Origin of the sequence: Flagellimonas sp. (assembly GCF_965215805.1) — a bacterium.
GTDB lineage: Bacteria > Bacteroidota > Bacteroidia > Flavobacteriales > Flavobacteriaceae > Flagellimonas.
The window spans coordinates 1,973,872-1,998,746 of the sequence record NZ_OZ244124.1 but is presented as its reverse complement, the minus strand read 5'-3'; the positions used below and the strand labels follow the sequence as shown (position 1 = coordinate 1,998,746).

Annotated in this window: 23 protein-coding genes and 1 tRNA gene; 3 read left to right on the top strand and 21 right to left on the bottom strand. The window is 42.5% G+C overall.

Annotated elements, in window-relative coordinates:
* Window positions 1–63: 63 nt before the first annotated feature.
* From ACOOE0_RS08825 to ACOOE0_RS08780, 10 genes are all read right to left on the bottom strand, one after another.
* Window positions 64–540 carry an ExbD/TolR family protein gene (locus ACOOE0_RS08825; protein ID WP_420402103.1) on the bottom strand — a complete coding sequence of 159 codons (477 nt, stop codon included), beginning with the start codon at window positions 538–540 and terminating at the stop codon, window positions 64–66.
* An 8-nt stretch (window positions 541–548) separates the two neighbouring features.
* Window positions 549–1,169: an ExbD/TolR family protein gene (locus ACOOE0_RS08820; protein ID WP_420402102.1), complete on the bottom strand. Its 621-nt coding sequence runs from the start codon at window positions 1,167–1,169 to the stop codon at window positions 549–551.
* 178 nt (window positions 1,170–1,347) lie between these two features.
* Entirely contained in the window at window positions 1,348–1,830 is a 483-nt protein-coding gene (locus tag ACOOE0_RS08815; RefSeq protein ID WP_249970193.1) for an ExbD/TolR family protein, read from the bottom strand.
* A 12-nt stretch (window positions 1,831–1,842) separates the two neighbouring features.
* On the bottom strand, window positions 1,843–2,460 hold the full coding sequence (locus ACOOE0_RS08810) for an ExbD/TolR family protein (RefSeq protein WP_420402101.1): 618 nt from the start codon (window positions 2,458–2,460) through the stop codon (window positions 1,843–1,845).
* 12 nt (window positions 2,461–2,472) lie between these two features.
* Complete coding sequence (locus ACOOE0_RS08805; RefSeq protein WP_420402100.1) at window positions 2,473–2,919, bottom strand: hypothetical protein; 447 nt, start codon at window positions 2,917–2,919, stop codon at window positions 2,473–2,475.
* Window positions 2,920–2,945: 26 nt separating this feature from the next.
* The gene (locus ACOOE0_RS08800) at window positions 2,946–3,680 is read right to left on the bottom strand and encodes a MotA/TolQ/ExbB proton channel family protein (RefSeq protein WP_138835615.1); all 735 of its coding nucleotides are present in this window, start codon (window positions 3,678–3,680) and stop codon (window positions 2,946–2,948) included.
* Between the two features lie 78 nt (window positions 3,681–3,758).
* Window positions 3,759–3,846: transfer RNA gene (locus ACOOE0_RS08795), tRNA-Ser, on the bottom strand.
* A 571-nt stretch (window positions 3,847–4,417) separates the two neighbouring features.
* Complete coding sequence (locus ACOOE0_RS08790; RefSeq protein ID WP_420402099.1) at window positions 4,418–5,176, bottom strand: hypothetical protein; 759 nt, start codon at window positions 5,174–5,176, stop codon at window positions 4,418–4,420.
* Window positions 5,177–5,358: 182 nt separating this feature from the next.
* Entirely contained in the window at window positions 5,359–6,384 is a 1,026-nt protein-coding gene (locus ACOOE0_RS08785; protein ID WP_420402098.1) for an asparaginase, read from the bottom strand.
* A gap of 9 nt (window positions 6,385–6,393) precedes the next feature.
* Window positions 6,394–7,161 carry a TatD family hydrolase gene (locus ACOOE0_RS08780; protein WP_420402097.1) on the bottom strand — a complete coding sequence of 256 codons (768 nt, stop codon included), beginning with the start codon at window positions 7,159–7,161 and terminating at the stop codon, window positions 6,394–6,396.
* Between the two features lie 37 nt (window positions 7,162–7,198).
* Between ACOOE0_RS08780 and ACOOE0_RS08775 the strand changes: the two genes are divergently transcribed.
* Window positions 7,199–7,642: a retropepsin-like aspartic protease gene (locus ACOOE0_RS08775; RefSeq protein ID WP_420402096.1), complete on the top strand. Its 444-nt coding sequence runs from the start codon at window positions 7,199–7,201 to the stop codon at window positions 7,640–7,642.
* A gap of 188 nt (window positions 7,643–7,830) precedes the next feature.
* Here ACOOE0_RS08775 and odhB read toward each other — a convergent pair whose 3' ends face one another.
* The 6 genes from odhB to ACOOE0_RS08745 all read right to left on the bottom strand — a co-directional run bounded on the left by odhB (window position 7,831) and on the right by ACOOE0_RS08745 (window position 15,940).
* Window positions 7,831–9,054: a 2-oxoglutarate dehydrogenase complex dihydrolipoyllysine-residue succinyltransferase gene (gene odhB / locus ACOOE0_RS08770; protein WP_420402095.1), complete on the bottom strand. Its 1,224-nt coding sequence runs from the start codon at window positions 9,052–9,054 to the stop codon at window positions 7,831–7,833.
* Between the two features lie 24 nt (window positions 9,055–9,078).
* Complete coding sequence (locus ACOOE0_RS08765) at window positions 9,079–11,874, bottom strand: 2-oxoglutarate dehydrogenase E1 component (RefSeq protein WP_420402094.1); 2,796 nt, start codon at window positions 11,872–11,874, stop codon at window positions 9,079–9,081.
* 97 nt (window positions 11,875–11,971) lie between these two features.
* Entirely contained in the window at window positions 11,972–12,328 is a 357-nt protein-coding gene (locus ACOOE0_RS08760) for a hypothetical protein (protein WP_420402093.1), read from the bottom strand.
* Window positions 12,329–12,359: 31 nt separating this feature from the next.
* Window positions 12,360–13,637 (bottom strand): amidohydrolase family protein, encoded by a 1,278-nt coding sequence (locus tag ACOOE0_RS08755; RefSeq protein WP_420402092.1) that lies wholly within the window; start codon window positions 13,635–13,637, stop codon window positions 12,360–12,362.
* A 129-nt stretch (window positions 13,638–13,766) separates the two neighbouring features.
* On the bottom strand, window positions 13,767–14,783 hold the full coding sequence (gene galE, locus ACOOE0_RS08750) for a UDP-glucose 4-epimerase GalE (RefSeq protein WP_420402091.1): 1,017 nt from the start codon (window positions 14,781–14,783) through the stop codon (window positions 13,767–13,769).
* Window positions 14,780–15,940, bottom strand: a complete 1,161-nt coding sequence (locus ACOOE0_RS08745) for a DegT/DnrJ/EryC1/StrS family aminotransferase (protein ID WP_420402090.1) — start codon at window positions 15,938–15,940, stop codon at window positions 14,780–14,782. Before ACOOE0_RS08745 ends, galE begins: the two co-directional genes overlap by 4 nt.
* A gap of 79 nt (window positions 15,941–16,019) precedes the next feature.
* Between ACOOE0_RS08745 and ACOOE0_RS08740 the strand changes: the two genes are divergently transcribed.
* Window positions 16,020–17,267 (top strand): 3-deoxy-D-manno-octulosonic acid transferase, encoded by a 1,248-nt coding sequence (locus ACOOE0_RS08740; RefSeq protein ID WP_420402089.1) that lies wholly within the window; start codon window positions 16,020–16,022, stop codon window positions 17,265–17,267.
* 32 nt (window positions 17,268–17,299) lie between these two features.
* Complete coding sequence (locus ACOOE0_RS08735; protein WP_420402088.1) at window positions 17,300–18,649, top strand: sugar porter family MFS transporter; 1,350 nt, start codon at window positions 17,300–17,302, stop codon at window positions 18,647–18,649.
* 293 nt (window positions 18,650–18,942) lie between these two features.
* On the opposite strand, the gene ACOOE0_RS08730 is transcribed toward ACOOE0_RS08735, so the two are convergent.
* The 5 genes from ACOOE0_RS08730 to ACOOE0_RS08710 form a co-directional block, all read right to left on the bottom strand.
* Window positions 18,943–19,569: a hypothetical protein gene (locus ACOOE0_RS08730; protein WP_420402087.1), complete on the bottom strand. Its 627-nt coding sequence runs from the start codon at window positions 19,567–19,569 to the stop codon at window positions 18,943–18,945.
* A 47-nt stretch (window positions 19,570–19,616) separates the two neighbouring features.
* On the bottom strand, window positions 19,617–19,916 hold the full coding sequence (locus ACOOE0_RS08725) for an HPF/RaiA family ribosome-associated protein (RefSeq protein WP_420402086.1): 300 nt from the start codon (window positions 19,914–19,916) through the stop codon (window positions 19,617–19,619).
* A gap of 140 nt (window positions 19,917–20,056) precedes the next feature.
* A complete protein-coding gene (locus tag ACOOE0_RS08720; RefSeq protein WP_420402085.1) occupies window positions 20,057–21,373 on the bottom strand; it encodes an ATP-dependent 6-phosphofructokinase in 1,317 nt (438 codons plus the stop codon).
* A gap of 11 nt (window positions 21,374–21,384) precedes the next feature.
* Complete coding sequence (pckA, locus tag ACOOE0_RS08715; RefSeq protein ID WP_420402084.1) at window positions 21,385–23,013, bottom strand: phosphoenolpyruvate carboxykinase (ATP); 1,629 nt, start codon at window positions 23,011–23,013, stop codon at window positions 21,385–21,387.
* Window positions 23,014–23,029: 16 nt separating this feature from the next.
* Window positions 23,030–24,865, bottom strand: coding sequence for an SLC13 family permease (locus ACOOE0_RS08710; RefSeq protein ID WP_420402083.1), 1,836 nt, complete (start codon window positions 24,863–24,865; stop codon window positions 23,030–23,032).
* Window positions 24,866–24,875 lie beyond the last annotated feature (10 nt).

Genomic DNA, 24,875 nt, shown 5'->3' with positions numbered 1-24,875 from the left:
TAAAAGCAGTAAAAACAATCCAAAATACACATTTGGATTGTTTTTTAGCAAAAATTATCGGGCTTATTGTCCAGAAAGACTGTTGCCCTTGTAAGTGGTATAATTCACCTTTAGCAAATTTACTTTTCGCAGTTCTTCCTTGATATCGGAAACGATGCCCATACCCACCTTTTTGTCCACTTTTAAGGAAACCGTCACCAGATTTCTTATCGCATCCGGTTTTTTGGCAAGCTCCGAAAGCACATAAGGGGCAACCTCGTTCACATTGGCCAATCTTTTGTCCAATTGAATTTTAGGTTCTGTACCCAAAACCTTGGCCAAATCCTCGGTGGGCTTCCCAACATATATCTCAATGACCCGATCCTTTTTTTCCAATTTTTTGACTTGATCTGCCTTTGGAAGTTCATTATCCACCAACATTGGATAATCCTTGATGGTAGTCACCGTCATAAAAAAGAAGAGGAGCATAAATACAATATCCGGTAAGGATGCGGTTGAAATTGCCGGCATTCCTTTTTTGCTTTTTTTAAAATTTCCCATGATCTTTCTTATTTAATTTGATTGGTCTGTGCTTCGGACAACTGCATGGGAAACAAGTCCCTAATTGCCAAAATATGCTCCTTCAACTCCCTTTTGATTTCAGATGGGGTCTCAACATCGAAATAACGTTTCTCCATTTCCACAAAATCCATGTTGAACAAACGTTGGGACTCCCTATTCCTCAATTCGTTGTATGCCGCTGTCAATTCATTTTGCACGGTAACATAAGTACCATAGGTAGCCTCCCTATCACTGTTCAAAGAAATAATAGCTTCCTTGGGATGGTCTGAAGAATTTGGATTTCGGGCTCCCATGCAATAGTTGCAATGGTTTTTATCTCCCTGGATCTCTCCACCATTGTCCAGAAATGCAATTGCTGCATTTCGAAGGTCTTTGAGTTGCATTACCTTGCTTTCCACCATAAGTTCATCATTCTTGTTCAGAACAATCCTGAACACGTTTCGCTCATTAAATGTAATTGGTGGTGTTGGTTCTTTTGAAGGTAACTTTCTATCCAGTCCCATATCGGTTTGGATAGTCGCCGTGACCAAGAAAAAGATAAGTAACAGAAAGGCAATATCTGCCATAGATCCGGCATTCACTTCCGGAATTTCGTTGTTTCTAGCCATAATGAAAATATTTAGTTGGACGTAATGATTAATTAACCCGAATGGGCTATCCAAATCATCACAACAACTATTCCAAAACACTGGAGACCAACACTATCCGGAAGATTTAAAGAAAGTGCATAAAAAAACGCTCCAAATCAAAAACTTGGAGCGTTTTCCACTAAATCTAAGTTATTGTCTACTGCAGATTGTTGAAAGCATTACCTTCATAAGTCGTATAGTTGACCTTAAGGGCATTTACTTCTCTCAATTGTTGTTTAATATCGGCAATAAGACCCATATTGGCATTCTTATCCACCTTCAATGCGGTAGTCAATACATTTTGTAATTCTTGTGGTTTTTTGGCACGCTCTGCCAAAATATAAGATCCAACCTCATCTACATTTGCAAACTTATCGTTCAACTGGATTTTTGGCTCAGTACCAAAAACCTTTTGATATTCTTGCGTAGGCTTCCCTACATAAATATAGATAACTCGGTCTTTTTTCTCCAACTTCTTGATTTCAGTTGCATTTGGAAGCGTATTTTCCACCAACAAAGAACTATCTTTCATCGTAGTTACTGTCATAAAAAAGAACAGTAGCATAAATACGATGTCTGGCAACGATGCGGTTGATACCGCAGGCAAATCGCCATCTTTCTTTTTTGCAAACTTTGCCATACGTTAATTTCTTTAGTTACTTGTTGTTTCAGCTTCCGATAGTTTCTGTGGAAACATATCTTGAATCCTCTTTACATCATCCTTCAGTTTTTCCAACTGGGACGCTGACAATAAATCTTTGTTTTTAGGATCCAAATATTCGGCTTCCATTTCAACAAAAGATCTACCAAAGATTCTTTCGGCTTCTCTGTTTCTAAGGTCGTTGTAAGCTCCTACCAACTCATTCTGAACTGTGATATAGGTACTGTATTTGGTTTCCCTATCGTTCTTCAGAGAGATAATCGCTTTGGATGGGTTATCCGATGAAGCAGGATCTTTACGTCCCTTGCAGTAATTGCAGGAACCATCCGCTCCATTTTCAAGAAAGTCCATAGCGGCCTTTCTCAAACCTTTCAGGTCCATCAACTCATCCTCAACCAGCAATTGTCCATTTTTATTGATGTTAACCGTAAAAATGTTCTTTTGCTTGATTACCACATCCTCCTCTGGCGGTTCCATTGGTGGCAACATACGATCTAATCCTGCATCTGTTTCAATGGTCGTGGTAACCAGGAAAAAGATAAGCAATAGGAAAGCGATGTCTGCCATAGAACCGGCATTCACTTCTGGTGCTCCTTTTCTTCTAGGCATAACTTTGAGTTTTTACTTAACAAACATTTTTTTCAACCCTGGAAAAACCATTAGAGCTACGGCTACGGCAGTTAGGATAAAGAAAACATTCAATCCCATGCCTATGTTTTTTACCGTTCCTTCTGTTGTGTCAATGTTTGGATTGCCAGCAAACGAGTCTGCTACCACTTTAGCTTCTTCAGAAGAAGAAAGTCCGTAAGAAATGGCTACCACAATGGCCAAACCTCCAAGCGCAAACAAGGTCTTTTTTAAGCTTCCCGGTGTAGAGAGCAATTTTTTCAACCCAAAAAACACGGAGGCCACAACAGCTATTGCCAATAATATGTACATGATAACGAACATAAAGTTCATTGATCCGCTATTAATGGCGTCTGGGTCATCAGCGGATGGTAGAGAGAACCAAAGTACGGCTGCTACCAACCCGATGACAATCAATACTATTTTAATTATTTTATTCATGATTCCCGATAGTTTAAATTTCGTAATTACTTTTTATGTGCTGCCAACATATCTATTAAAGATATGGAGGAGTCTTCCATGTCATTTACGATACTATCGATTTTTGCAATGATATAGTTGTAGAAAATTTGAAGGATAATCGCAGTGATCAAACCAAATACGGTTGTCAATAACGCCACCTGAATATCACCAGCAATCAAAGAGGCACTCAAGTTACCTACAGCTGCAATTTTCTGGAAGGCCGCGATCATACCAATTACCGTTCCCATGAACCCAAGCATGGGCGCAATAGCGATAAACAATGATAGCCAAGAAACGTTTTTCTCCAATTGACCCATTTGAACCCCACCGTAAGCCACAACAGCTTTTTCAGCGGATTCCAAACCTTCACCAGCTCTATCCAAACCTTGGTAGAAAATGGAAGCAACAGGTCCTTTGGTGTTTCTGCAGACCTCTTTAGCAGCTTCAACACCACCGGAAGCCAAAGCGTCTTCCACTTGTTGCTTAAGTTTGGCAGAATTGGTACTGGCCAAATTCAAATAAATTATTCTCTCAATGGCAACCGCCAATCCCAAGATTAAACATAAAAGTACGATTCCCATGAAAGCAGGACCCCCTTGGATAAACTGTTCTTTCAAAACCTGGGTGAAACCTTTGCTGGCTTCGGCCGCGGCTTCATCTTGAAACATAGCTGCAGATGCAGATGTAGTTCCCATAACAAACATTCCGGCAGCAGCCAGAGTAAAGGATAATTTTTTCATTTTTCTAAAACTTAAATTTAGTTAGTTAATAATGTTAAAGATATAAAAATTTTAATACCAAAAAATTTTAATACCTAGCAGAGAGGAAGGGATTCGAACCCTCGATACACTTTTGGTGTATACACACTTTCCAGGCGTGCGCCTTCGACCACTCGGCCACCTCTCTAATTAATCTCAGTATAGGCCGAGCAATAAACGAAAAAATAATTATTTAACGAAATTTAAGGAGTTAATTTTAGTGCATTTCGCCGCGCTGGGAAGTCTCGAAAATAATGCCCGACGACCTCCTAGGTAATTCAAAAAGAGTATCTTAAAAACTATTAAATATGTTTATGCAAATTCGAAAAAAATCTTTCTGCATTCCGTTTGTTTTTCCCCCAGGCATATAACTGGAACGGAAATACACATTTCGATTTAAATACTACTCTGCTCCCCTCCGCGCTCCTTTGAATGACCACCTTTACTATTTCTGACCATGAAAACAGGCTCGGTACCACAAGCGCAGTAAAACTGCACCCAGTACTCTCGGCTTTAATAAAGTAAAAATGTGATTCCTGCATGGACACCCTCACCTTCTCCACAAAATCTTCTGGCGCATTAGTTATAATTCTTACCTCCTTGTAATAATCAGCAATTGTACTATCTTTTTTTACAATCAATTTATAGGCCACGACCAAAAAAGGTATTCCTAACAATAGTATTGGCCACAGAACACTTGCTTTCATCAAACCAAACAATCAAATGCAGTTTAAACCACTGTTTTGAAGAGCGTAAATAGCAAAGGAGTATCCTACCGCACCAAGGCCTCCCCAAATTGTGCCAAATGCATCAGCCAGGTATTGCTGCGCAGCAGGTTCACAATCCCCCTTGGATATTGGAATTCTTATTGACTTACCCTGCCAAAGTTCTTTTGAAGCAACAAGCGTAACTTTAAACTTAGCTATCTGCTCTCTTTCAATAAAAGAGAGATCATGTTCCATTTCAAATGAATCCACAATCTTTAGAATCTCTTTGTAAGAGTAGCTACCATGAAGTATATCTAAAAAAAGAGCCCCTATTCTTTTAGAAGTTTTAAGCTTAAAAAGTCTTTCTGTAATCCGATAATAATCAAATTCTGGGTTTTTGTCCTCGAAACTCCCGAAAACCTCATCTATATTTTCCAACGTCTCCCTGTAGTCCTGTTCGTTGATCAACGTTGGATTCTTTCCATCGACTGTCTCCTTAATTTGGATGATCAATTCTCTAAAGTTGATTGAATTTCCCTTTAGCGAATGGCTTTTGTCTTTATCAACTACTTCCAAAAAAACAGACAACACCTCATTATGATACTCGCCATAATTTTCCAAATCAATGGCATCTGATACTTTTATTTCTCTATTGGCTTCCTTTAAATTCGTGTTGGGTTCCGTAGCATTGTATTCGCTACAGGAAATCGATAATAAAATAAAAAAAGTCCCTGTCAAAAAGGACTTTCTGAAACTTACAAACAACTTCATAATACTAGCTTAAGTAGATTAATAATAGATTTAAAAAAGAATTATGTGAAAAGGAAGGGTGAGGTAAGTTCCAATTTATAATTTGCCTAAATCCTAAGACCAAACACAATTATAAACCTCTTCTGAGAATAGAGGTTGAGATTCAAATGTAAGAAAAATAATTTAATCTTGAAGCGTTACTTTTACACCATTTCACCACGTAGCGAAGTCTCAAAAATTGTCTTGAAAAGCTTATTGGAAACTTTATTTCCCAACAAGTACATCGCCTTGGTAATTGCCGCCTCCGTCGTAATATCCTTTCCACTAATCAATTGCATCTGCTTGAGCTTTTCACTGGACTCATAAAGCCCCATGGCAACACTTCCTCCAGAACACTGGGTTACATTAATTATATGTAGCCCTTTACGAACGGCTTTTCCAACTTCAGACAAAAACCAATCGTCCATTGGGGCATTTCCAGCACCATAGGTTTCCAGAATCAAGACTTTTAATCCCGATACTTGCAAAGCTGATTTTAGCACTTCTTGATTCAATCCCGGAAAAAGTTTAAGCACCATGACATTGTCATCCAAAGTCTTGTGCACTTGTAAGGGTTTGGATTTTGAAGGCCGTTTCAACAAATAGGAATGATGCACATTAAGGTGTACCCCGGATTCTACCAAGGGCGGATGATTTAGCGAAGCGAATGCCTCAAAATGCTCTGCATTGATTTTGGTTGTCCTATTGGCCCTGTACAACTTATATTCAAAGTACAGCCCCACCTCCTGAATGACGGGTTTGCCCTTCTTCTGTAAGGCAGCAATCTGAATGGAGGTAATCAAATTTTCCTTGGCATCCGTACGCAAATCCCCAATGGGTAACTGCGACCCGGTAAAGATGACAGGTTTGGCCAAATTCTCCAACATAAAACTTAGGGCCGATGCTGAATAGCTCATGGTGTCACTCCCATGCAGCACCACAAAACCGTCATAGGCTTTGTAGTTTTCCTCAATCATAGTAGCAATGGTTCCCCAGTATTTGGGATTCATATTTGAAGAATCAATGGGATCCTCCAATGAAAGTCCTTGAATTTCACAATCCAGTTGGTTCAGTTCAGGAATGTTGTTGACCAGCTCTTCAAAATTGAACGCTTTTAGAGCTCCAGTTTCATAATCCTTGACCATTCCAATGGTACCTCCCGTATAGATCAACAAAATGTTTGTCTTCATTTCTTCAGATTAAATTCCAAAAACCTGTTTTGAATTTTCCGTGGTGATGTTGGCAATCGCTTCTTTGTCCATGCCATAGATCTCAGATAACTTTTCCAACACCTTAATTATATAGGAACTCTCATTTCGCTTTCCCCTAAATGGCACTGGTGCTAGATAAGGGGAGTCCGTTTCAAGAACAATATGCTCCAGGTCCACTTCATTCAAGAATTGATCTATTTTTCCATTTTTGAAGGTTGCCACCCCTCCTATTCCCAATTTCATATTGAACGATATAGCTCGGCGCGCCTGCTCCAAGGTTCCGGTAAAGCAATGGAATATCCCAAACAGATCTTCGCTTTTTTCCTGCTCCAATACTTCAAATATCTCATCAAAGGACTCCCTGGAATGGATCACAATGGGAAGTTGGTATTTCTTCGCCAATCCAATCTGATGGACAAAAGCTTCTTGCTGCTGCTTTAAAAAGGATTTATCCCAATACAAATCAATACCGATTTCCCCCACCGCATAGAACTTTCTTTTGGCCAACATCTCCTCCACATGCTGCAATTCTTCCCTGAAATTTTCCTTCACATGGGTAGGATGCAATCCCATCATCAAAAAAACATTGTTGGGAAAGTCAGATTCCAAATCCAACATGGATTGGGTATAGGTGGAATCAATTGCTGGGATGAAGAATCGTTCCACTCCCAAATTCATAGCTGATTGTATGATTTGGGCCCGATCTTCATCAAAGGCTTCGCTATACAAATGGGTATGTGTATCTGTTATAACCATAAAGCAAAAATAGGTTTATCTTTAATAAAAATTGTGGATGAAAACCCTCAAAAAATTCTTGAAATCCAAAAATTATGCGCGGATACCCTTAGTGTTGACCGCCACCAATCATTTTGAAATTTCAGCTATGATCAATGGGGTCTCAGGTCGATTCATTCTGGACACGGGTGCCTCCAATACCTGTGTGGGCATGGATAAAATAGACTACTTCAAAATGATTTCTGAAGTATCTGATATCAAGGCCGCAGGAGCGGGTGCAACCGAGATGGAAACTTTGGTCTCTGCAAAAAATAAGATTCAGATTGGCTCTTGGTCCAAGAAAAAACAGAAAATCGTGCTGTTCGATTTAGTCCATGTCAATCAGGCCTTAACCTCACATAACTCCCTACCTGTTGATGGTATTATAGGGGCGGATATCCTTAAAAAAGGAAAGGCTGTTATCGACTATGATAAAAGGTGCTTATTTTTGAAAACGTCTTGATCAATTACCTGAAAACCTTCATCGTATTGGTTATTGGTTATTGGTTAAACGTAAAAAATGGCCAAAGGTGAGAGAATTAATGCAATTTTTCCATTTTCAAATTCAAGCATTTTCACATTTTTAGCTTGCAGTAGACCTTAGAAAGCTACCTTCTCAAAAAGAGTGTCCGAAACACAATCGAACCTAACCTATAACTCCAGAGCCTTCTTTACATTGCCGTCCATCAGTAATTCTTCAGGACTCTCCAATGCTTCCTTCACGGCAACCAAGAATCCTACGGATTCTTTTCCATCAATGATTCTATGGTCATAAGACAAAGCCACATACATAATAGGTGCTATGACTACCTGTCCATCCTTGGCAATAGGTCTTTCCACAATGTTGTGCATTCCAAGTATGGCACTTTGCGGAGGGTTAATGATAGGTGTGGACAACATGGAGCCAAACACCCCTCCGTTTGTTATGGTAAAGGTACCACCGGTCATTTCGTCCACAGTAATTTCACCTTCCCTTGCCCTGATCGCCAATCTTTTTACCTCTGATTCAACGCCTCTAAAAGTCAGATTCTCTGCATTTCGAATTACGGGCACCATAAGTCCTTTGGGCCCAGACACCGCTATACTGATATCACAAAAATCAAAAGACAACATTTCTTTGCCATCGATCATGGAATTTACCGCGGGATACATTTCCAAAGCACGGACTACGGCCTTTGTGAAGAAAGACATAAACCCAAGGCTTACCCCGTGTTTTTCTTTAAAGGTTTCCTTGTATTCTTTTCGTAGCGCAAAAATGGGAGACATATCCACTTCGTTGAAGGTGGTCAACATGGCCGTTTCATTCTTGGCAGAAACCAATCGTTCGGCCACTTTTCTTCGTAGCATTGAAAGTTTGGAACGGGACTCTCCTCTGTTTCCACCTGTTGGAGTTCCCATGGATGGAACTGCTTTTACAGCATCATCTTTGGTGATTCGTCCATCCCTTCCTGTTCCAGAAACGGAGGCAGCATCAATTCCCTTCTCATCCAAGATTTTCTTCGCCGCAGGAGAAGGTGTTCCAGAAGCATAGGTTTCCTTTTTCGCTTCAGCCGCTTTTGGGGCTTCCACTTTTGCTGGTTCTTCCTTAGGTTCGGATTTGGCCTCTGCCGCAGGAGCTGCATCTCCCTCGGGCTTGGTGGCACTTGTATCAATCAAACATACCACCTCACCTACGGCAACGGCATCACCTTCTTCAGCCTTTAAAGTTATGATTCCACTTTCTTCCGCTGGAAGTTCCAAAGTAGCTTTATCCGAATCGACCTCGGCAATGGCCTGATCTTTTTCCACATAATCCCCATCTTGCACCAACCACTCTGCTATTTCTACCTCGGTTATGGATTCCCCTGGCGAGGGAACTTTCATTTCTAAAACCATGTTATTTTAGTTTATGCTTTTTAATTATCGTCTAACCATATTATCCTTGGTCTTGTCAAAGACATACTCCAAGACCTGTGCATGTCTTCTTTGGGACCGTACTGCACTACCTGCAGCCGGAGCTCCATAAAATCTTCGCGAAGCCACCCTAAAGGTTTTGGCTTCTTCAAAATGCATCAACAAATGCCCCCAAGCCCCCATATTCCTGGGTTCTTCCTGGGCCCACACCACATCATTCGCATTCTTATATTTCTTTAGCACACTTCGCATTTCCGTGGAAGGAAGCGGGAACAATTGTTCCAATCTTACCAAGGCCACATCGTCTCGTTGCAATTCTTCTTTTTTGTCGAGCAAATCATAGTAGAATTTCCCCGTACAGAAAACCAGGGTTTTCACCTTGGATGCAGATGCATGTGCATCATCAATTAGCGGTTGGAAACTTCCCTTGGCCATTTCTTCCTTGGTGGATAAAACCTTTGGATGTCTCAACAAACTTTTCGGCGTAAAGACTACCAAGGGTTTTCTAAACCCAGCCTTCATTTGTCTTCGCAGCAAATGGAACATATTGGCTGGGGTTGTAACGTCCGCTACATACATATTGTCCTTGGCACAAAGCTGAAGGTACCTTTCCATTCTTGCCGAAGAGTGCTCCGCACCCTGACCTTCATATCCATGGGGCAGCAATAGCACCAACCCGTTCTGCAATTTCCATTTATCCTCCGCGGAAGACAGGTATTGATCAATAATGATTTGTGCTCCATTACTGAAATCCCCAAACTGCGCTTCCCAAATGGTCAAGGTTTTTGGACTTGCCATGGCGTAGCCATAATCAAATCCCATTACCGCATATTCTGATAGTAGGGAGTTGTAGATATGGAATTTCCCATTTTGGTTTGCTCCCAATTCATTGAGCAAGGTAACTTCCTCTTCATGCATTTCGGTCTTGATAACGGCATGTCTGTGGGAGAAGGTTCCGCGTTCCACATCCTGACCGGTCATACGCACATCATAGCCCTCCTCTATCAAAGATCCATAGGCCAAAAGTTCGCCCATGGCCCAATCCAGTTGGTTGTCTTCGAAATACATTTTGTTCCGGGCACCTACCAATCGTTCCAACTTTCGCAGGAATTTCTTCCCTTCAGGCAACGCTGTGATACTTTTGGCAATGGCATCAAGTTTTTTCTGTGGATATGAGGTTTTGATATCCCCCAACATGGCATCCTCCGTTACCTGTCCAAAACCTTCCCACTCATCTTGCATGAAAGGCGTAATCACAGTCTTTTCCACCTTACGGGAATCCAATAAATCCTCTTCCAGATTTTTCTTGTATTCGGCTTCCAAGCCTTTGACATAATCCTTGTCAATGATTCCTTCCGCAATCAATTTTTCCGCATAGATATCCCGTGGATTTTTGTGCTTGGAAATGGACTTGTACAATAAAGGCTGGGTAAACTTGGGTTCGTCCCCTTCATTGTGCCCGTACTTTCTGTATCCCAACAAATCCAAGAAAATATCGCGTTTGTAACGCATTCTATATTCCAGTGCAAAAGTAGCCGCGTGCACTACTGCCTCTGCGTCATCGGCATTTATGTGCAATACCGGGGACAAAGTCACTTTGCCCACGTCCGTACAATAGGTAGACGATCGCGCGTCCAAATAATTGGTGGTAAATCCTATTTGGTTATTTACCACAATGTGAATGGTTCCCCCGGTATGGTAGCCATCCAAGCGGGCCATTTGTATAATTTCATAAACCACTCCCTGTCCTGCAAATGCGGCATCGCCATGCACTAAAATTGGCAGTACCTCAGATACATTTTCTTGGTGATTTCGATCTTGTTTTGCCCTTGCAATCCCCTCAACAATTCCGTTTACCGTTTCTAGGTGCGAAGGGTTTGGGGCAATATTCATATTGACCACTTTTCCCGAGTCCGTTTCCCGTCTGGACGTCCATCCCAGATGGTATTTTACGTCCCCATCAAAGATGGTCTCTTCGTAATCCTTACCATCAAATTCGCTAAAGATATCCTTAGGCGATTTACCAAAAATATTGGTCAGCACATTCAATCGGCCACGGTGGGCCATTCCCATTACAAATTGCTTTACCCCTGCATCCGCCGCCTTTTCTATTATAACATCCAAAGCGGGAATCAAAGACTCCCCTCCTTCTAAGGAAAAGCGTTTTTGCCCTACATATTTGGTGTGCAAGAATCCTTCAAACGAAACGGCCTCGTTAAGTTTTCTTAGGATGTTTTTCTTTTGTTCCGGAGAAAAATTGGGATGGTTATCATTTACGTTCAACCAATCCTGTATCCACTGAATCCGTTCCGGGGTTCGGATATACATATACTCCACCCCGATGGCATCACAATAAATCCGCTCTAGGTGGGCTACTATATTTTTAAGACTGCTTGGCCCTATTCCAATAATCTTACCTGCGTCAAAAACAGTATCCAAATCGGCATCAGAAAGATCAAAATTGGAAAGTTCCAATGATGGCTCATACTTCCTTCGCTCCCTCACTGGATTGGTCTGGGTAAACAAATGCCCTCTGGAACGGTACCCGTTGATCAGCTTGATTACCTGAAACTCCTTTTGCAAGGATTGTGGAAGGGCCACTTCCTCTCCATTGGGAGTAATCACCATTCCATTGGAGGAGGTCAGATCCAATTCATCCAAGGAGCTTTCCAATCCAAAATCAAAACCTTGGAAAAAAGCCCTCCAACTGGGTTCAAGACTATCTGGGCTTGTTAGATATTTATCGTATAGCTCCGCAAAAAATGAGGTGTGCGCAGCATTTAAAAAGGAATATTTATCCATTGATAGTTTCTAGCAAAAGCTATGCAAAAATTTAGTCAAAAATACAACAAATACCATAGGTACATCAACAAACTTAACCTAATTTGACAAAATCCATCTAGGAGTTATATTTATGTCTGAACCAAACTTTCTGCCACTCCCTTTTAAGGATCAAAAAGCAAACTACAGAAGAGGCATCCACAGCATCCAGAACTGTTAATTTTTTGATTTCCCTTTCAGGAATATCCACCACATAAAGCAAGTTTAAATAGTTCTGGAATTTTTCCAAAATCAGAAAATAGATTTTCTCATGCAATAGGGACTTTAAGTCTTTTGCATCAATGTCCTTGGCAAAGTCCAAAGGGGCACTGGCCAACGCAAAGTCTTTTTTCAATTGCAAAAGCAAATCCCCATAAAGACCCTCCTTTTTCGCCTCTTGCAAAACCTCCAAGCTGTTGTTGTATTGGGGAAGCATGCGATATATACGCTTGGAGAATGAAAAAGGTTTATAGCGACTTATGAACTTGACCTTCTTTCATAACAAAGGCCACATCCATGAGGGTTTCCACATTGTCTTTTGGGTTATCATTCACAGCGATGATATCCGCCAAAAAACCCTCTTTTAGTTGACCGAGACTATCTCCCATTCCCAACAATTCCGCGTTGGTTACCGTTGCGGATTTAATGGCATCCATAATCGGCATTCCCGCTTCGGCCATGTAGATAAATTCCCTCGCATTTTCACCATGGGGGAACACGCCTGCATCCGTACCAAAGGCTATAGGGACACCTTTTTTAACTGCTCTTTGGAACATCCCTTGAATTTTTGGACCTATTTCGCTGGCTTTTTTAGCCACTACGGCTGGAAAATAGCCCTGAATCTTAGCTTTTTCGGTCACCTGTTTGCCCGCTGTGATCGTGGGAACCAAGAAGGCATTGTGCTTCACCATCAAGTCCATGGTTTCATCGCTCATCAAGGTTCCATGCTCAATGGTCTTGATTCCACCCAAAACAGCCCTTTGCATTCCCTCATCCCCATGGGCATGGGCAGCAGTCAACATTCCGTAGTCTTTGGCAGTCTCCGTGATCGCTTTGATTTCTTCTATGGTAAATTGTGGATTCTGTCCACTTTTGGCTACGCTCAGCACACCTCCTGTTGCCGTAATTTTAATAACATCAGCCCCATCTTTGTATCGTTGCCTTACCGCCTTCTTTCCGTCCTCTGGCGAATTCACCACTCCTTCCTTAGGGCCTGGGTCACCCATGAGTTCTTTTTTCATACCATTGGTAGGGTCCGCATGACCACCTGTCGTACCGATGGCCTTTCCTGCCGTAAATATCCTTGGCCCTACAACGGAACCTTTGGCAATGGCTTTGCGCAAAGCAATATTTACGCCACTGCCTCCCAAATCCCTGACTGTGGTAAAACCAGCCATTAGGGTATTCTTGGCATAAACCGTGGATTGAAAGGCCACATCAGCTTCGTTCAGGGTAAACCGTTGGATATAGGATTGGGGACTGGATTGCCCTTCAATATGTACATGCATATCAATAAAACCGGGCATCACTGTCTTATCCTTTAAATCGATAACGATATCCTCCGCACCGCCAGCCTGATACCCATTTTGAATGGATTTAATGGATTTACCAGAAACCACTATGGTTTTCTCCGAAAGTGTTTTGCCCGATTGGACGTCCACAATTTTACCACAATGAAGATAGGTGTCTTGTGCCATTAGGATTGAACCCACAAGCAATGCTGGAAGTAATAGAAAGTTTTTCATATCTGAGTTAGCTAAAAGATTATCCTTTAAATGTAAGCATTGATTCCGTTAAAGCCATGGAACCTTGTCCAGTTGAGCCAAAAAAAGCCCGTCATGTGACGGGCTTTTTAATTTTCTTTGTTACAGGTATCAACCTCTTACCTTGCGCTCCCAATCCCAAGCCGATTTCATGGAATCATCTAAAGTAGATCCCGCTTTCCAGCCCAAAACTTCGTTTGCATTGGTAGTATCGGCATAGGCTTTGATCACATCGCCAGGTCGTCTATCCACTATCCTGTAGTTCAATTTTTCACCGGAAACACGTTCAAAACTGTGAATAACCTCTAAGACTGAACTTCCAGTGCCGGTCCCAAGATTAAATACCTCGTAGTTTCCTTCATTTTTTTGATTCAATAACCTTTGCAACGCCACAACGTGAGCTTTTGCTACATCTACTACATGGATGTAATCCCGGATACAGGTTCCATCTTCTGTGGGATAGTCATCTCCAAAAACAGAAAGTTGTTCCCTTAGCCCTACCGCAGTCTGGGTGATAAAGGGCACCAAATTTTGTGGCACTCCTAGGGGCAGTTCCCCTATTTCCACAGAAGGATGCGCCCCAATTGGATTAAAATATCGTAGTGCAATGGCCGCCAACTGCGGGCTAATTTTACAGGTATCCCGAATAATTTCCTCGCCAATTTGTTTGGTATTTCCATACGGGGATTCCGCAGGTTTTACCGGGGCGTCCTCGGTAATGGGCAATTCGTCCGCCTGTCCATAAACCGTACAGGAAGAACTAAAAATGAAATTGGCTTTGTCCATTTTTGTGAGTTCTTGAAGCATGTACACCAAAACCCCTAGGTTGTTTTCATAATACAGGAGCGGTTTATCCACACTCTCACCCACCGCTTTTGACGCGGCAAAATGAATAACCCCTTCCAAGTCCCCATGCCTTTTAAAGAAATCCTGAACATCGGATTTATCCCGGAGGTCAAATTTTTCAAAAATGGGCCGTATTCCGGTAATGGCTTCTATACCATCCAGAACATCTTCAGATGAATTGGATAAATTATCAATGATGACCACCTCAAAACCTTCATTCTGAAGTTCAACAACGGTATGGGACCCTATAAATCCAAGCCCCCCTGTTACAAGTATTTTCATGGTTGATTGTTTACAAAATCCAAGACCAAGTTGGTGATAAAGGCAATTTGTTCATCATCCAATTCCGTATGCATTGGAAGGGAAATGACTTCTTTCACCAATTGGTTGGTGACTGGAAAATCCGCCTCATCATAACGATCATCAGCATAGGCTTTCTGCAGATGGAGCGGAACTGGATAGTACACCCCACATGGAACGCCGTTATCATTCAAATGTTGCACCAAATTATCTCTTTTTTCGTTCAAAATACGAAGTGTATACTGATGAAAAACATGGCAATCACAATCATCACAAATACCTTCACAATTCCGTACCATTTTTGGGATTACAATGTTTGGCTGTCCTTCAAAGGCCTGATTGTACTTTTGGGCAGCTTCCCTTCTTTTTTTGTTGTAGTCGTCCAATTTAGGAAGTTTGGCCTTCAGCACCGCGGCCTGCAAGGAATCCAAACGGGAGTTCACCCCCACAACATCATGGTAATATCTTCTGTACATTCCATGGTTGACCATCCCCCGAATCGTGTGTGCCAAATCATCATCATTGGTGAAAATGGCCCCGCCATCGCCGTAGCAACCCAAGTTTTTGGATGGAAAAAAGGAGGTTGAGGCCACATGCCCCATGGTTCCCGCCTTTTTCTTGGTTCCGTCATCAAAGGAATAGCTGGCCCCAATGGCTTGCGCATTGTCCTCGATCACAAAAAGGTTGTGCTTTTCTGCCAAAGCCATAATGGCGTCCATATTGGCGCATTGCCCAAAAAGGTGTACGGGCACAATGGCCTTGGTTTTGGGAGTAATGGCTCTTTCGATGGCTTTGGGGTCAATGTTGAACGTGTCCGGTTCCACATCAACAAGAACAGGGGTTAAATTGAGCAGGGCAATAACCTCCACGGTAGCCGCAAAGGTAAAATCAGCAGTGATAACCTCATCCCCAGGTTGCAAGCCCAATCCCATCATGCAAATCTGCAAGGCATCGGTTCCGTTGGCACAGGGAATCACATGTTTTACCTCTAAATAATCTTCCAGTTCCTTTTGAAAGGAATGAACGTAAGGACCATTAATAAATGCTGAGGATTCCAGGACTTCGGTGATGGAAGAATTCACCTCTTTTTTTATCCCTTCGTATTGACCTTTCAGGTCAACCATCTGTATTTTCTTCATCAAGATAAATTGAGTTACAAAATTAAGAAATTAAGATGCCATAATGGCCTATTGATGAAAGAATGTAATTTAGCGGAAAATGAATCTCTTGCACCTCATTTACGACCTATTGCTAAGGCTGACCTGGTGGAGCCTTCACCTTGTAGCCCTGTTTAGCACAAAAATGAAATTGTTTGTTACGGGCCGAAAAAAATCCAAAAACATCATTAAGTCACTGAACGAGAACAATGACAAATGGATTTGGATGCATGTAGCCTCCTTGGGAGAGTATGAGCAAGGGGTTCCCATCTTAAAACAAATCCGACTTACATATCCTTCCCATAAATTGGTGCTCACATTTTTTTCACCCTCGGGGTATGAGGTAAAAAAGAACAGTTCTCTCGCCGACCTCATCCTGTATCTACCCATGGATACACTTTCCAATGCCAAACAATTTCTAGATAGCCTAAATCCAGATCTCGCCATTTTTATCAAATATGAGATTTGGCCCAATTATCTCAGGGAGTTGAAGCAAAGAAATATTCCAACCCTGTTGGTTTCTGCGATTTTCTCCAAAAGACAAATCTTTTTTAAGCCTTGGGGCGGTTTTATGCGAAAGAGCCTCCATGCATTTACCCATTTTTTTGTTCAGAACGAAAATTCCAAAGTGCTCTTGGAATCCCTGGGGCACCAAAATGTTGTGGTAAGTGGGGACACTCGTTTTGATCGCGTCTCAGAAATACTTGCACAGCATAACCAATTGGATTTTATGGATGGCTTTAAGCAAGACCGTCTGTGCTTTGTTGCGGGCAGTACTTGGCCTGAAGATGAGCAAATATTGACAGCATATATCAATGCCTCTTCGCACCAAGTTAAATTTGTGTTGGCCCCACATACCATAAAGCCAGCCCATATAGATAAAATCAAGGAATCCCTTAGCAAAGCAGTGATCCGCTATTCAGAAATAAAGGCGGGTGATGATCTAAGCAACTATAACGTGCTCATTGTTGACACCATTGGTTTATTGACCAAAATTTATAGCTATGCGGATGTGGCCTATGTGGGAGGTGCCTTTGCAACAGGACTGCACAACACCTTGGAACCCGCCGTTTATGGCATACCCGTAATCATTGGTCCCGATTATAGCGGATTCAAGGAGGCTGAGGACTTGGTTGATAAAAAAGGAATCTGCGTAGTGCAGAATGGGTTGGAATTCCAATCACTTCTAGATCAACTGGTGCTGGATGAAAGTTATAGAAAGCAAACTGGCGAAATCAATTCCTTATATATCAAACAAAATGTGGGCGCTACGTCCAAAGTTATGGAGTTGATTAAAAGCATTCTTTAATTTTTTCCTAGTTTTAAAAAAATCCAACCAATATGAACAACCGAGTTTTTAGAATTTCCCTTACCGCTGCCCTTGCGGGTTTTTTATTTGGTTTTGATACCGTAGTAATCAGTGGGGCCAACTTGCCAATCAAAGAACTTTGGGACACAAGCCCACTTTTCCATGGCACCTTTATTATGAGCATGGCCCTTTGGGGAACTGTGCTTGGCGCTCTACTTGGAGGTATCCCCACAAAAAATTTGGGCAGAAAAAGAACCCTGTTCTGGGTAGGAGTGCTCTTTTTTGTTTCCGCAGTGGGATGTGCCATGGCCCCGGAACCTTATTTGTTCTCTTTCTTTCGTTTTGTTGGTGGCGTTGGGGTTGGGGTTTCATCAGTTGCCGCGCCAATTTACATTTCTGAGATTACCACCAGCAGCAATAGGGGAAAATTGGGTGGTTTGTACCAATTCTGGCTTGTCTTTGGGATTTTGGTGGCTTTTATTTCAAACTGGGCCCTCAAAGGTTTTGATGGAGCCAACGACTGGCGGTGGATGTTGGGCATTGAAGCACTGCCCGCCTTGCTATACACCCTAATGGTACTAAAGATCCCGAACAGCCCAAGGTGGTTGATCTCGCAAAAAGGAGATTCCGAAGCCGCACTGGAGGTATTCAAGAGCATTTATTCTTCAGAAGAAGCTGAAAAACAAATCCAAGAGATAAAATCAAATCTAGACCTAACGACCTCCAATGAAGGTCTTTTCCAAAAAAAATACTCCAAAATTCTGTGGTTGGGATTTTTGATAGCTTTTTTCAACCAGTTGTCAGGGATCAATTTTGTGTTGTACTACGCTCCTGAAATATTGGAACAGGCAGGTTTGGGAGGCAAGGAATCGCTCTTCAATTCCATTGCCATTGGCATAGTCAACCTGGTGTTTACCATTATAGGTGTACGGCTACTGGATAAGCTGGGCCGCCGCCAATTGATCATTATAGGGTCTTTGGGCTACATTTTTAGTTTGATCATGGTGGGCATTTGTTTTCAACAGCAACTTTCCCCATCGTTCACCATCCTATTCATTTGTTTGTTCGTAGCTTCCCACGCCATAGGTCAAGGGGCTGTGATATGGGTGTTTATTTCCGAAATCTTTCCAAACCGGGTCAGAGCTTTTGGACAGTCATGGGGAACAAGTACGCATTGGGTCTTTGCTGCACTGATCACGTTGGTAACACCTATCTTTCTTGACGACCAAGAAGGCTACATGAAGGATTCAGTTTGGTATATTTATTACTTTTTTGCCGGCATGATGGTACTGCAACTCCTATGGGCCATCTTTAAGATGCCGGAAACCAAAGGAGTGTCCTTGGAGGAATTAGGTAGGAAGTTGAGCGGTAAATCCAATTAAGACAGGATTGTACCGCACATGCTTAAAAGCTGACATTTAGTCGAATATAGCGTGGACATTTGCAAAACATCTGTGAATAATTCCGTACATTGAAAGGAAATTACACTACTATGACTGATGAAATCTCTTTTGGCAACAAAATGCTGGTTGGCTTTTTACGGCTTATGGTATTTGTCCTTGTAATCATTTTGATCGCCATCCCTGTTTGCATCCTTTTGGACTTTTTAGGGCTTTTGGGATAAAAAAAAGCGGCAGATGGTTGGTCTACCGCATTGTTAAGCTCTTGAAATCACCTAGAATATCACATCCTCTTCCTGCATGGCGGTGGTCATTAGCCTGATGTATGTGTCAATGGTTTTGTTCACCTTGCTGGGTTCGGTTACCTCAAAGTCTCCCTTCCAAATTAGTTCTCGTTCCTTATCCACACAGATACAGTAGAGCGCTGTTTCGATATGGTACAAATTGAAGGTCTCGTAGTACTCGGGATCATAATACATATCCTGATGTCCAAGATAATCCGTACTAAAGCGGGTATATAGGTTATTGAACTTGTTCATACGCTCCCTAAAGGTCCGTCTGTTTTCCGTTCCCACAACTTTGGTGAAAAGAATGGCATCAAAGCCCTTGTCCAACAATTGCTGTTCTACTTCGGAAAGTTCTTCCTCCGACTTTTCGGAAGAGGTAAACTCCACATCAAAAAGATCTATACTGCGCAAGGCTTCCACTCCCGTTTGTTCCAATCTTTCTGTCAATTGGGTCTCAAACTCAATGCGCACCTCATCGTCCTGACTCATCCCCACCACCAGAACTTTATAGGCATCAAACAAGACAATATCGGGATTCTTCCAGGTTCCCACCAATTGGGTGGAAGCACAACCGGTCATTAGAATCAATGATAATAAAATCAATTTTGGTTTCATCGTCTTAATTTTTGTGGTTCACTTTGCGGTACTTCAGGAATTACCTGTCAATGTCTAATAAAGACCCCTTGTCTTTTTTCCAATTGCCTTTTTAAATCGTCCACGGTCTCGGCCATGGATTTCTCAAAATCATGAGATTTGGACTTGGCAAACAATCGGGGCCCGGGAGCACTCAATTCAATCTCACAAATATTATCTTCCCCAGCTTTGTCATGTTCAATTTTGAACAGTACGTTGGCCTTGATAACCCAACTGTACTTTTTCCCAAGACGCTCTAATTTCTTCAACAATAATTTGTTCAAGGACTCACTGGACTTCATTTTCTGATATTGAATGTTGACTACCATAATGCTAATTTTTAAAATCAGTATAAAGCTAGCTACAGGATAATCTTGAAAAAATGACAATTGTCAGGAATGGATAGCATAAGATTTGCTATCTGTATGTCCAAAGACAGGTAAAGTATGATGTTTGTCTTTGTATGGGCCTATTTTAGCAGGAAAGGTTGGCCCGTACTCTGTAATACCGAAAACCAAAATTCGCTTTCCAGATCTATTTTCTTGCGTTTTTTGGTGACTTCCTTAATAGGGATGTACACAAACTTGTTATTTACCTTGCACGCTACAAATTTGGTCTTCCCGGCCATGGCTCCATGTACGGCATGGTATGCCAAACGGCTACAGTATACACTATCGCTGGAATTGGCTGGAGCACTTCTAACGATATAACTGGGATCAATGTACTTGATGGTCACTGGAATATCTGTGAAATACTCCTTGATTTTATCCTTTAGAAAAACCCCAATGTCCGCATGCTTTACATTTCCTGATGCATCCTTGACCCTATTCTTATCCGTAAAAAGTTGTTGACCCGCACCTTCGGCCACCACAATAACTGCGTGCTTTTTTCTTTCTAGGCGTTTTCGTAAAACCCCCAGAAATCCCAATTCCCCTTCCAGTTGAAAGTCCATCTCCGGAATCAACACAAAATTTACCACAGGCATGGCCAAAGCTGCAGATGCGGCAATAAAACCACTATCCCGCCCCATGAGTTTAACTATGGAAATGCCATTATATGCTCCCGCAGCTTCATTGTGTGCGTCCCTGATGATGGGACTGGCCACGTCAAATGCCGTTTCAAATCCGAAGGACTCGTCAATCAGATCAATATCATTGTCAATGGTTTTTGGAATTCCCACTACGCTGATACTGGCGCCTCTTTTTTTGATTTCCTCACCAATGGCATCCACCCCTTTAAGGGTACCATCCCCTCCAATGGCAAACAGCATATTGATGTTGTTGGACTCCAAGGTATCCACCATTACGGACACATCTTGTCCACCTCTGGAAGAACCTAAAAAGGTGCCCCCAAACTGATGAATGTCCTTAACTTTTTCCGGTGTGAGTTCCACAAATCCGTGACCCATTTCAGGATTTAGGCCTTCATAGCCGTAGGGTATCCCCACAATGCGTTTGATTCCATAGAAGTAATGTAGGGCCATGACCACCCCACGAATCACATTGTTGATTCCCGGACAGAGACCTCCGCAGGTTACTATGGCCGCCGTGGTTTCCTTGGGATCAAAAAAGATACTTTGTCTGGGGCCCGCCTTTTCCAAACAATTGGGCTCCTCTCCGGTAGAAAGGCAATGGGCGTATTGATCCATGGAAATATCAAAGACCAACCGATCCGATTCGCTGACGAAATTAAAGATATGATCTCCCCTGACAGTACTTAGCTGCAGGGGAGATTTATAATTTGGTGCTCCAAGATGTTCTATTTGAAATCTATTTGTTTCGCTCACACTGTTTTTTATTAAAAATGATGATCCAAGCTATGGTGTGAATCAATCAAGGGGCCTCCATTAAGGATTTCCTCTGATGCTTCACTAGCAAATTTATCAAAGTTAATATGAAACGAATGCGCCAACTGAATGGATTTGCTCACGTAAGCTCCTTTTTGCAGCCAGGTGTTCATCGGATCCAATATTTCCGTAGGAACCCCAGGGCAATATTTAGGCATGTGTAATCCAAATACAGGGTGGGCATCAAACTCAACTTCATCCAATTTTCCTTCCAAAATGGCCGAAATCATGGCTCGGGTATATTTCAGTTTAATTCGGGATCCCACACCGTAAGGACCTCCACTCCATCCCGTGTTGATCAACCAAACGTTTACCCCGGCTTCCTTCATTTTTTTGCTCAACATTTCAGCATAAACCGCTGGGTGCAAAGGCATAAACGGTTCACCAAAACAAGCAGAGAAAGAAGGTACAGGTTCATTGATACCAGCCTCGGTCCCAGCCACCTTGGCGGTATAACCGGAAATAAAGTGGTATGCGGCCTGGCCAGGGCTCAACTTGGACACTGGAGGCAATACACCAAAGGCATCACAAGTCAAGAAGAATATGTTTTTTGGATTGCCGGCATAGGAAGGGGTCTGGATATTGTCAATATGATCAATAGGATAGCTCACCCTGGTGTTTTGGGTAATGCTGCTATCAAAGTAATCCACTTCCTTGGTTCCTTCCTTAAAAACTACATTTTCCAGAAGTGCTCCAGGACGAATCGCCCTGTAAATGTCCGGCTCTTTTTCCTCCGTTAAATCGATGACCTTCGCATAACAGCCTCCTTCAAAATTGAAAATCGTGTTATCCTCTGTCCAGCCATGCTCGTCATCACCGATCAGTTTTCGGTCTGGATCGGCAGAAAGTGTGGTTTTCCCAGTTCCTGAAAGTCCAAAGTAAATGGCTGTATCCCCATCTTTTCCAACATTGGCGGAACAGTGCATGGGCAATACATTTCTATCTACAGGAAGAATTAGATTCAAGGCCGTAAAAACACCTTTCTTCATCTCTCCCGGGTATTCAGAACCTCCAACAAGGGCAATTTTTCTGGTGTAGTTCAAAATAGAAAAGTTCCCTGCAATGATTCCAAACTCATTTGGGTTTGGACACTCATAGCCCGGTGCACATAGCACAAGCCAATCCTCTTCAAAACCTTCCAATTCTGCTTCGTTCAATCTCAAGAACATGTTCTTGATAAAGTAATTGGACCAAGGAAATTCTGTAATGGTGCGCACATTGGTGCGGTATTTTGGATCGGCACATACCGCTCCATCCCGAACATAGATTTCTTTATCGGAAAGGTAATTTACCACCTCATCGTAAAGCTTGTCAAAATTTTCAGGAGAAATGGGTTTGTTGATTCGGCCCCACCAAATCCTGTCCTTGGTGTACTCATCCTTTACCAAAAAACGGTCTTTTGGAGATCGTCCGGTAAACTTTCCCGTGTTGATGGACAGGGTGCCATTTTCAGACTCCACACCCATTCCTTTTTCCACAGTGATCTTTTGTAAGGTTTCAGCACTTAAATTCCAATGTGCCGTAGCGTTCTGTAAGCCATATTTGCTTAAATCTTTGGTTGTTTCCATGACTTCGTCCATAATTTCTGTTTTAAGGTTAAAAGTTCCATATCAAAGGAACCAGTACTAGTGTTGCTATAAAGAATAGGAGCAGCAGTGGCCCTCCTACTTTCACGTAATCTGTAAACTTGTATCCCCCGGAAGACAGCACCATTGCATTGGTGGTGGTCCCTACAGGAGTTAAAAATGCCGTGGAGGCGCTTATGGCCACAGCAATCATAAAAGGCTTGGGAGAAACCCCCAAGGTGGTTGACGCCATTATGGCTATAGGTGCCATCAAGACTGCAGTTGCCGAGTTATTGATGGTTTGGCTAAAGGTGGTGGTCAATAAAAATATGCCTGCCAATAATGCCGTAGGATGTATACTCCCCAGCAAATCAACCAAACTATTTGCGGCCATTTGGGCCACCCCTGTTTTCTGCAAAGCCAATCCCATGGGAATCATTGCGGCAATCATTACCACACTGGTCCAGCTAATACCTTTATAGGCCTTAGCTATGGGAACACAGCCCGTCAACATCATTATTCCAGCACAGGCTAGGGCTGCAATGGCACCGGGCAATATTTTAAACACCAAAAGGGCAATCATCAATACCAAGGTTCCCAGTGCGATATAACTTTTGGGCGTTATCACGTCCACATTTTTGGACAGGGCTTCCGGGCTTCCCGAAATGACCAAGTTGTCATACATGGAAGTCAAAGTCTCCATGTTTTCCCAGGGCCCTCGAATTACAAATGCATCCCCAGCTTCAATCTTAATTTTTCCACTTAGTGGCCTGCTGTTTCTGGAGGCAGCCAAGAGTTGAACCCCTGCTTGACTTAGATAATGCCCAAGTGGGAGGGTCTTGCCCACAAAAACGGACTTGGGGGTGATGATCATCTCTGCCATTCCAACTTCTTGGTTGATCAGCTCCTTTTTAAGCAAATCTTTTTCAGGTTTCCATGGAATTACCCCCAAACTAAATTTCAGTACCAGCTTATCCACATCCTCGGCTTCTCCCTTCACCGTGATGATGTCATGGTACCTCATCTCTGTCTGGGGGTCTGGTAATTCCACAAATTGATGTATGCCTTGCAGCGGATGGGGGTGCCTTCGTTTTAATCGCATGAGGGAGACATTATGGGCTTCTTCAAAATCCCAATCCCCAACCTTGGAGTTAATCAGTGGAGACATGGACCTAATACGCAGTCGGTATAGGTTATCCCCAATACTGTAGTTCTCAATCCATTTATGCATCTCCTCATCCAATGCCATAGGTCTATTCTTGGTTCTATGACTGGGCAACAATCTGTAACCCACATATCTGAAATAGAGAATGGATATCAAAAGCAGCGGAAGGCCGATCAATCCAAACTCAAAAAATGAAAATCCTTCCAATCCGTTTTCCACCAGGGCATTGCTGGCAATAATATTTGGAGGTGTCCCAGTAAGGGTAAGCAAGCCTCCCGTATTGGAGCCAAATGCCACTGGCATCAATAATTTGGATGGCAGTGTTCCTGCATTCCAGGCTGCGGTTACCGTTACCGGCAGCAAGGCAGCAACAGTTCCTGTGTTGCTTACAAATCCCGACAATAAACTGGATCCCAGGGTTACAATGACCAGCAGTTTGGGAACGCTGCTTTTGGCCCATTTTACAAATCGCTGTCCGGCCACGGCCGTCCATCCTGTTCTTGAAAGTCCTTCTCCAATAATGAACAAGGCCGCAATCATGATCACTGTTGAATTGCTGAACCCAGACAAGGTTTCTTGAATGTCCAGGATACCTAACAAATACAGGGACAACATGGACATTAGGGCCACCACATCCGGTGGAAACTTTCCCCAAACAAACAGAATGATCGTAATACCCAATACTACCAATAGTGTGATCATCGCTTCTATT

Excerpts from the sequence above, each read along its gene's own strand:
- ACOOE0_RS08825 (WP_420402103.1), bottom strand. The coding sequence starts at position 540 with ATGGGAAATTTTAAAAAAAGCAAAAAAGGAATGCCGGCAATTTCAACC.
- ACOOE0_RS08820 (WP_420402102.1), bottom strand. The coding sequence starts at position 1,169 with ATGGCTAGAAACAACGAAATTCCGGAAGTGAATGCCGGATCTATGGCA.
- ACOOE0_RS08815 (WP_249970193.1), bottom strand. The coding sequence starts at position 1,830 with ATGGCAAAGTTTGCAAAAAAGAAAGATGGCGATTTGCCTGCGGTATCA.
- ACOOE0_RS08810 (WP_420402101.1), bottom strand. The coding sequence starts at position 2,460 with ATGCCTAGAAGAAAAGGAGCACCAGAAGTGAATGCCGGTTCTATGGCA.
- ACOOE0_RS08805 (WP_420402100.1), bottom strand. The coding sequence starts at position 2,919 with ATGAATAAAATAATTAAAATAGTATTGATTGTCATCGGGTTGGTAGCA.
- ACOOE0_RS08800 (WP_138835615.1), bottom strand. The coding sequence starts at position 3,680 with ATGAAAAAATTATCCTTTACTCTGGCTGCTGCCGGAATGTTTGTTATG.
- ACOOE0_RS08790 (WP_420402099.1), bottom strand. The coding sequence starts at position 5,176 with ATGAAGTTGTTTGTAAGTTTCAGAAAGTCCTTTTTGACAGGGACTTTT.
- ACOOE0_RS08785 (WP_420402098.1), bottom strand. The coding sequence starts at position 6,384 with ATGAAGACAAACATTTTGTTGATCTATACGGGAGGTACCATTGGAATG.
- ACOOE0_RS08780 (WP_420402097.1), bottom strand. The coding sequence starts at position 7,161 with ATGGTTATAACAGATACACATACCCATTTGTATAGCGAAGCCTTTGAT.
- ACOOE0_RS08775 (WP_420402096.1), top strand. The coding sequence starts at position 7,199 with ATGAAAACCCTCAAAAAATTCTTGAAATCCAAAAATTATGCGCGGATA.
- odhB (WP_420402095.1), bottom strand. The coding sequence starts at position 9,054 with ATGGTTTTAGAAATGAAAGTTCCCTCGCCAGGGGAATCCATAACCGAG.
- ACOOE0_RS08765 (WP_420402094.1), bottom strand. The coding sequence starts at position 11,874 with ATGGATAAATATTCCTTTTTAAATGCTGCGCACACCTCATTTTTTGCG.
- ACOOE0_RS08760 (WP_420402093.1), bottom strand. The coding sequence starts at position 12,328 with ATGCTTCCCCAATACAACAACAGCTTGGAGGTTTTGCAAGAGGCGAAA.
- ACOOE0_RS08755 (WP_420402092.1), bottom strand. The coding sequence starts at position 13,637 with ATGAAAAACTTTCTATTACTTCCAGCATTGCTTGTGGGTTCAATCCTA.
- galE (WP_420402091.1), bottom strand. The coding sequence starts at position 14,783 with ATGAAAATACTTGTAACAGGGGGGCTTGGATTTATAGGGTCCCATACC.
- ACOOE0_RS08745 (WP_420402090.1), bottom strand. The coding sequence starts at position 15,940 with ATGAAGAAAATACAGATGGTTGACCTGAAAGGTCAATACGAAGGGATA.
- ACOOE0_RS08740 (WP_420402089.1), top strand. The coding sequence starts at position 16,020 with ATGAATCTCTTGCACCTCATTTACGACCTATTGCTAAGGCTGACCTGG.
- ACOOE0_RS08735 (WP_420402088.1), top strand. The coding sequence starts at position 17,300 with ATGAACAACCGAGTTTTTAGAATTTCCCTTACCGCTGCCCTTGCGGGT.
- ACOOE0_RS08730 (WP_420402087.1), bottom strand. The coding sequence starts at position 19,569 with ATGAAACCAAAATTGATTTTATTATCATTGATTCTAATGACCGGTTGT.
- ACOOE0_RS08725 (WP_420402086.1), bottom strand. The coding sequence starts at position 19,916 with ATGGTAGTCAACATTCAATATCAGAAAATGAAGTCCAGTGAGTCCTTG.
- pckA (WP_420402084.1), bottom strand. The coding sequence starts at position 23,013 with ATGGACGAAGTCATGGAAACAACCAAAGATTTAAGCAAATATGGCTTA.
- ACOOE0_RS08710 (WP_420402083.1), bottom strand. The coding sequence starts at position 24,865 with ATGATCACACTATTGGTAGTATTGGGTATTACGATCATTCTGTTTGTT.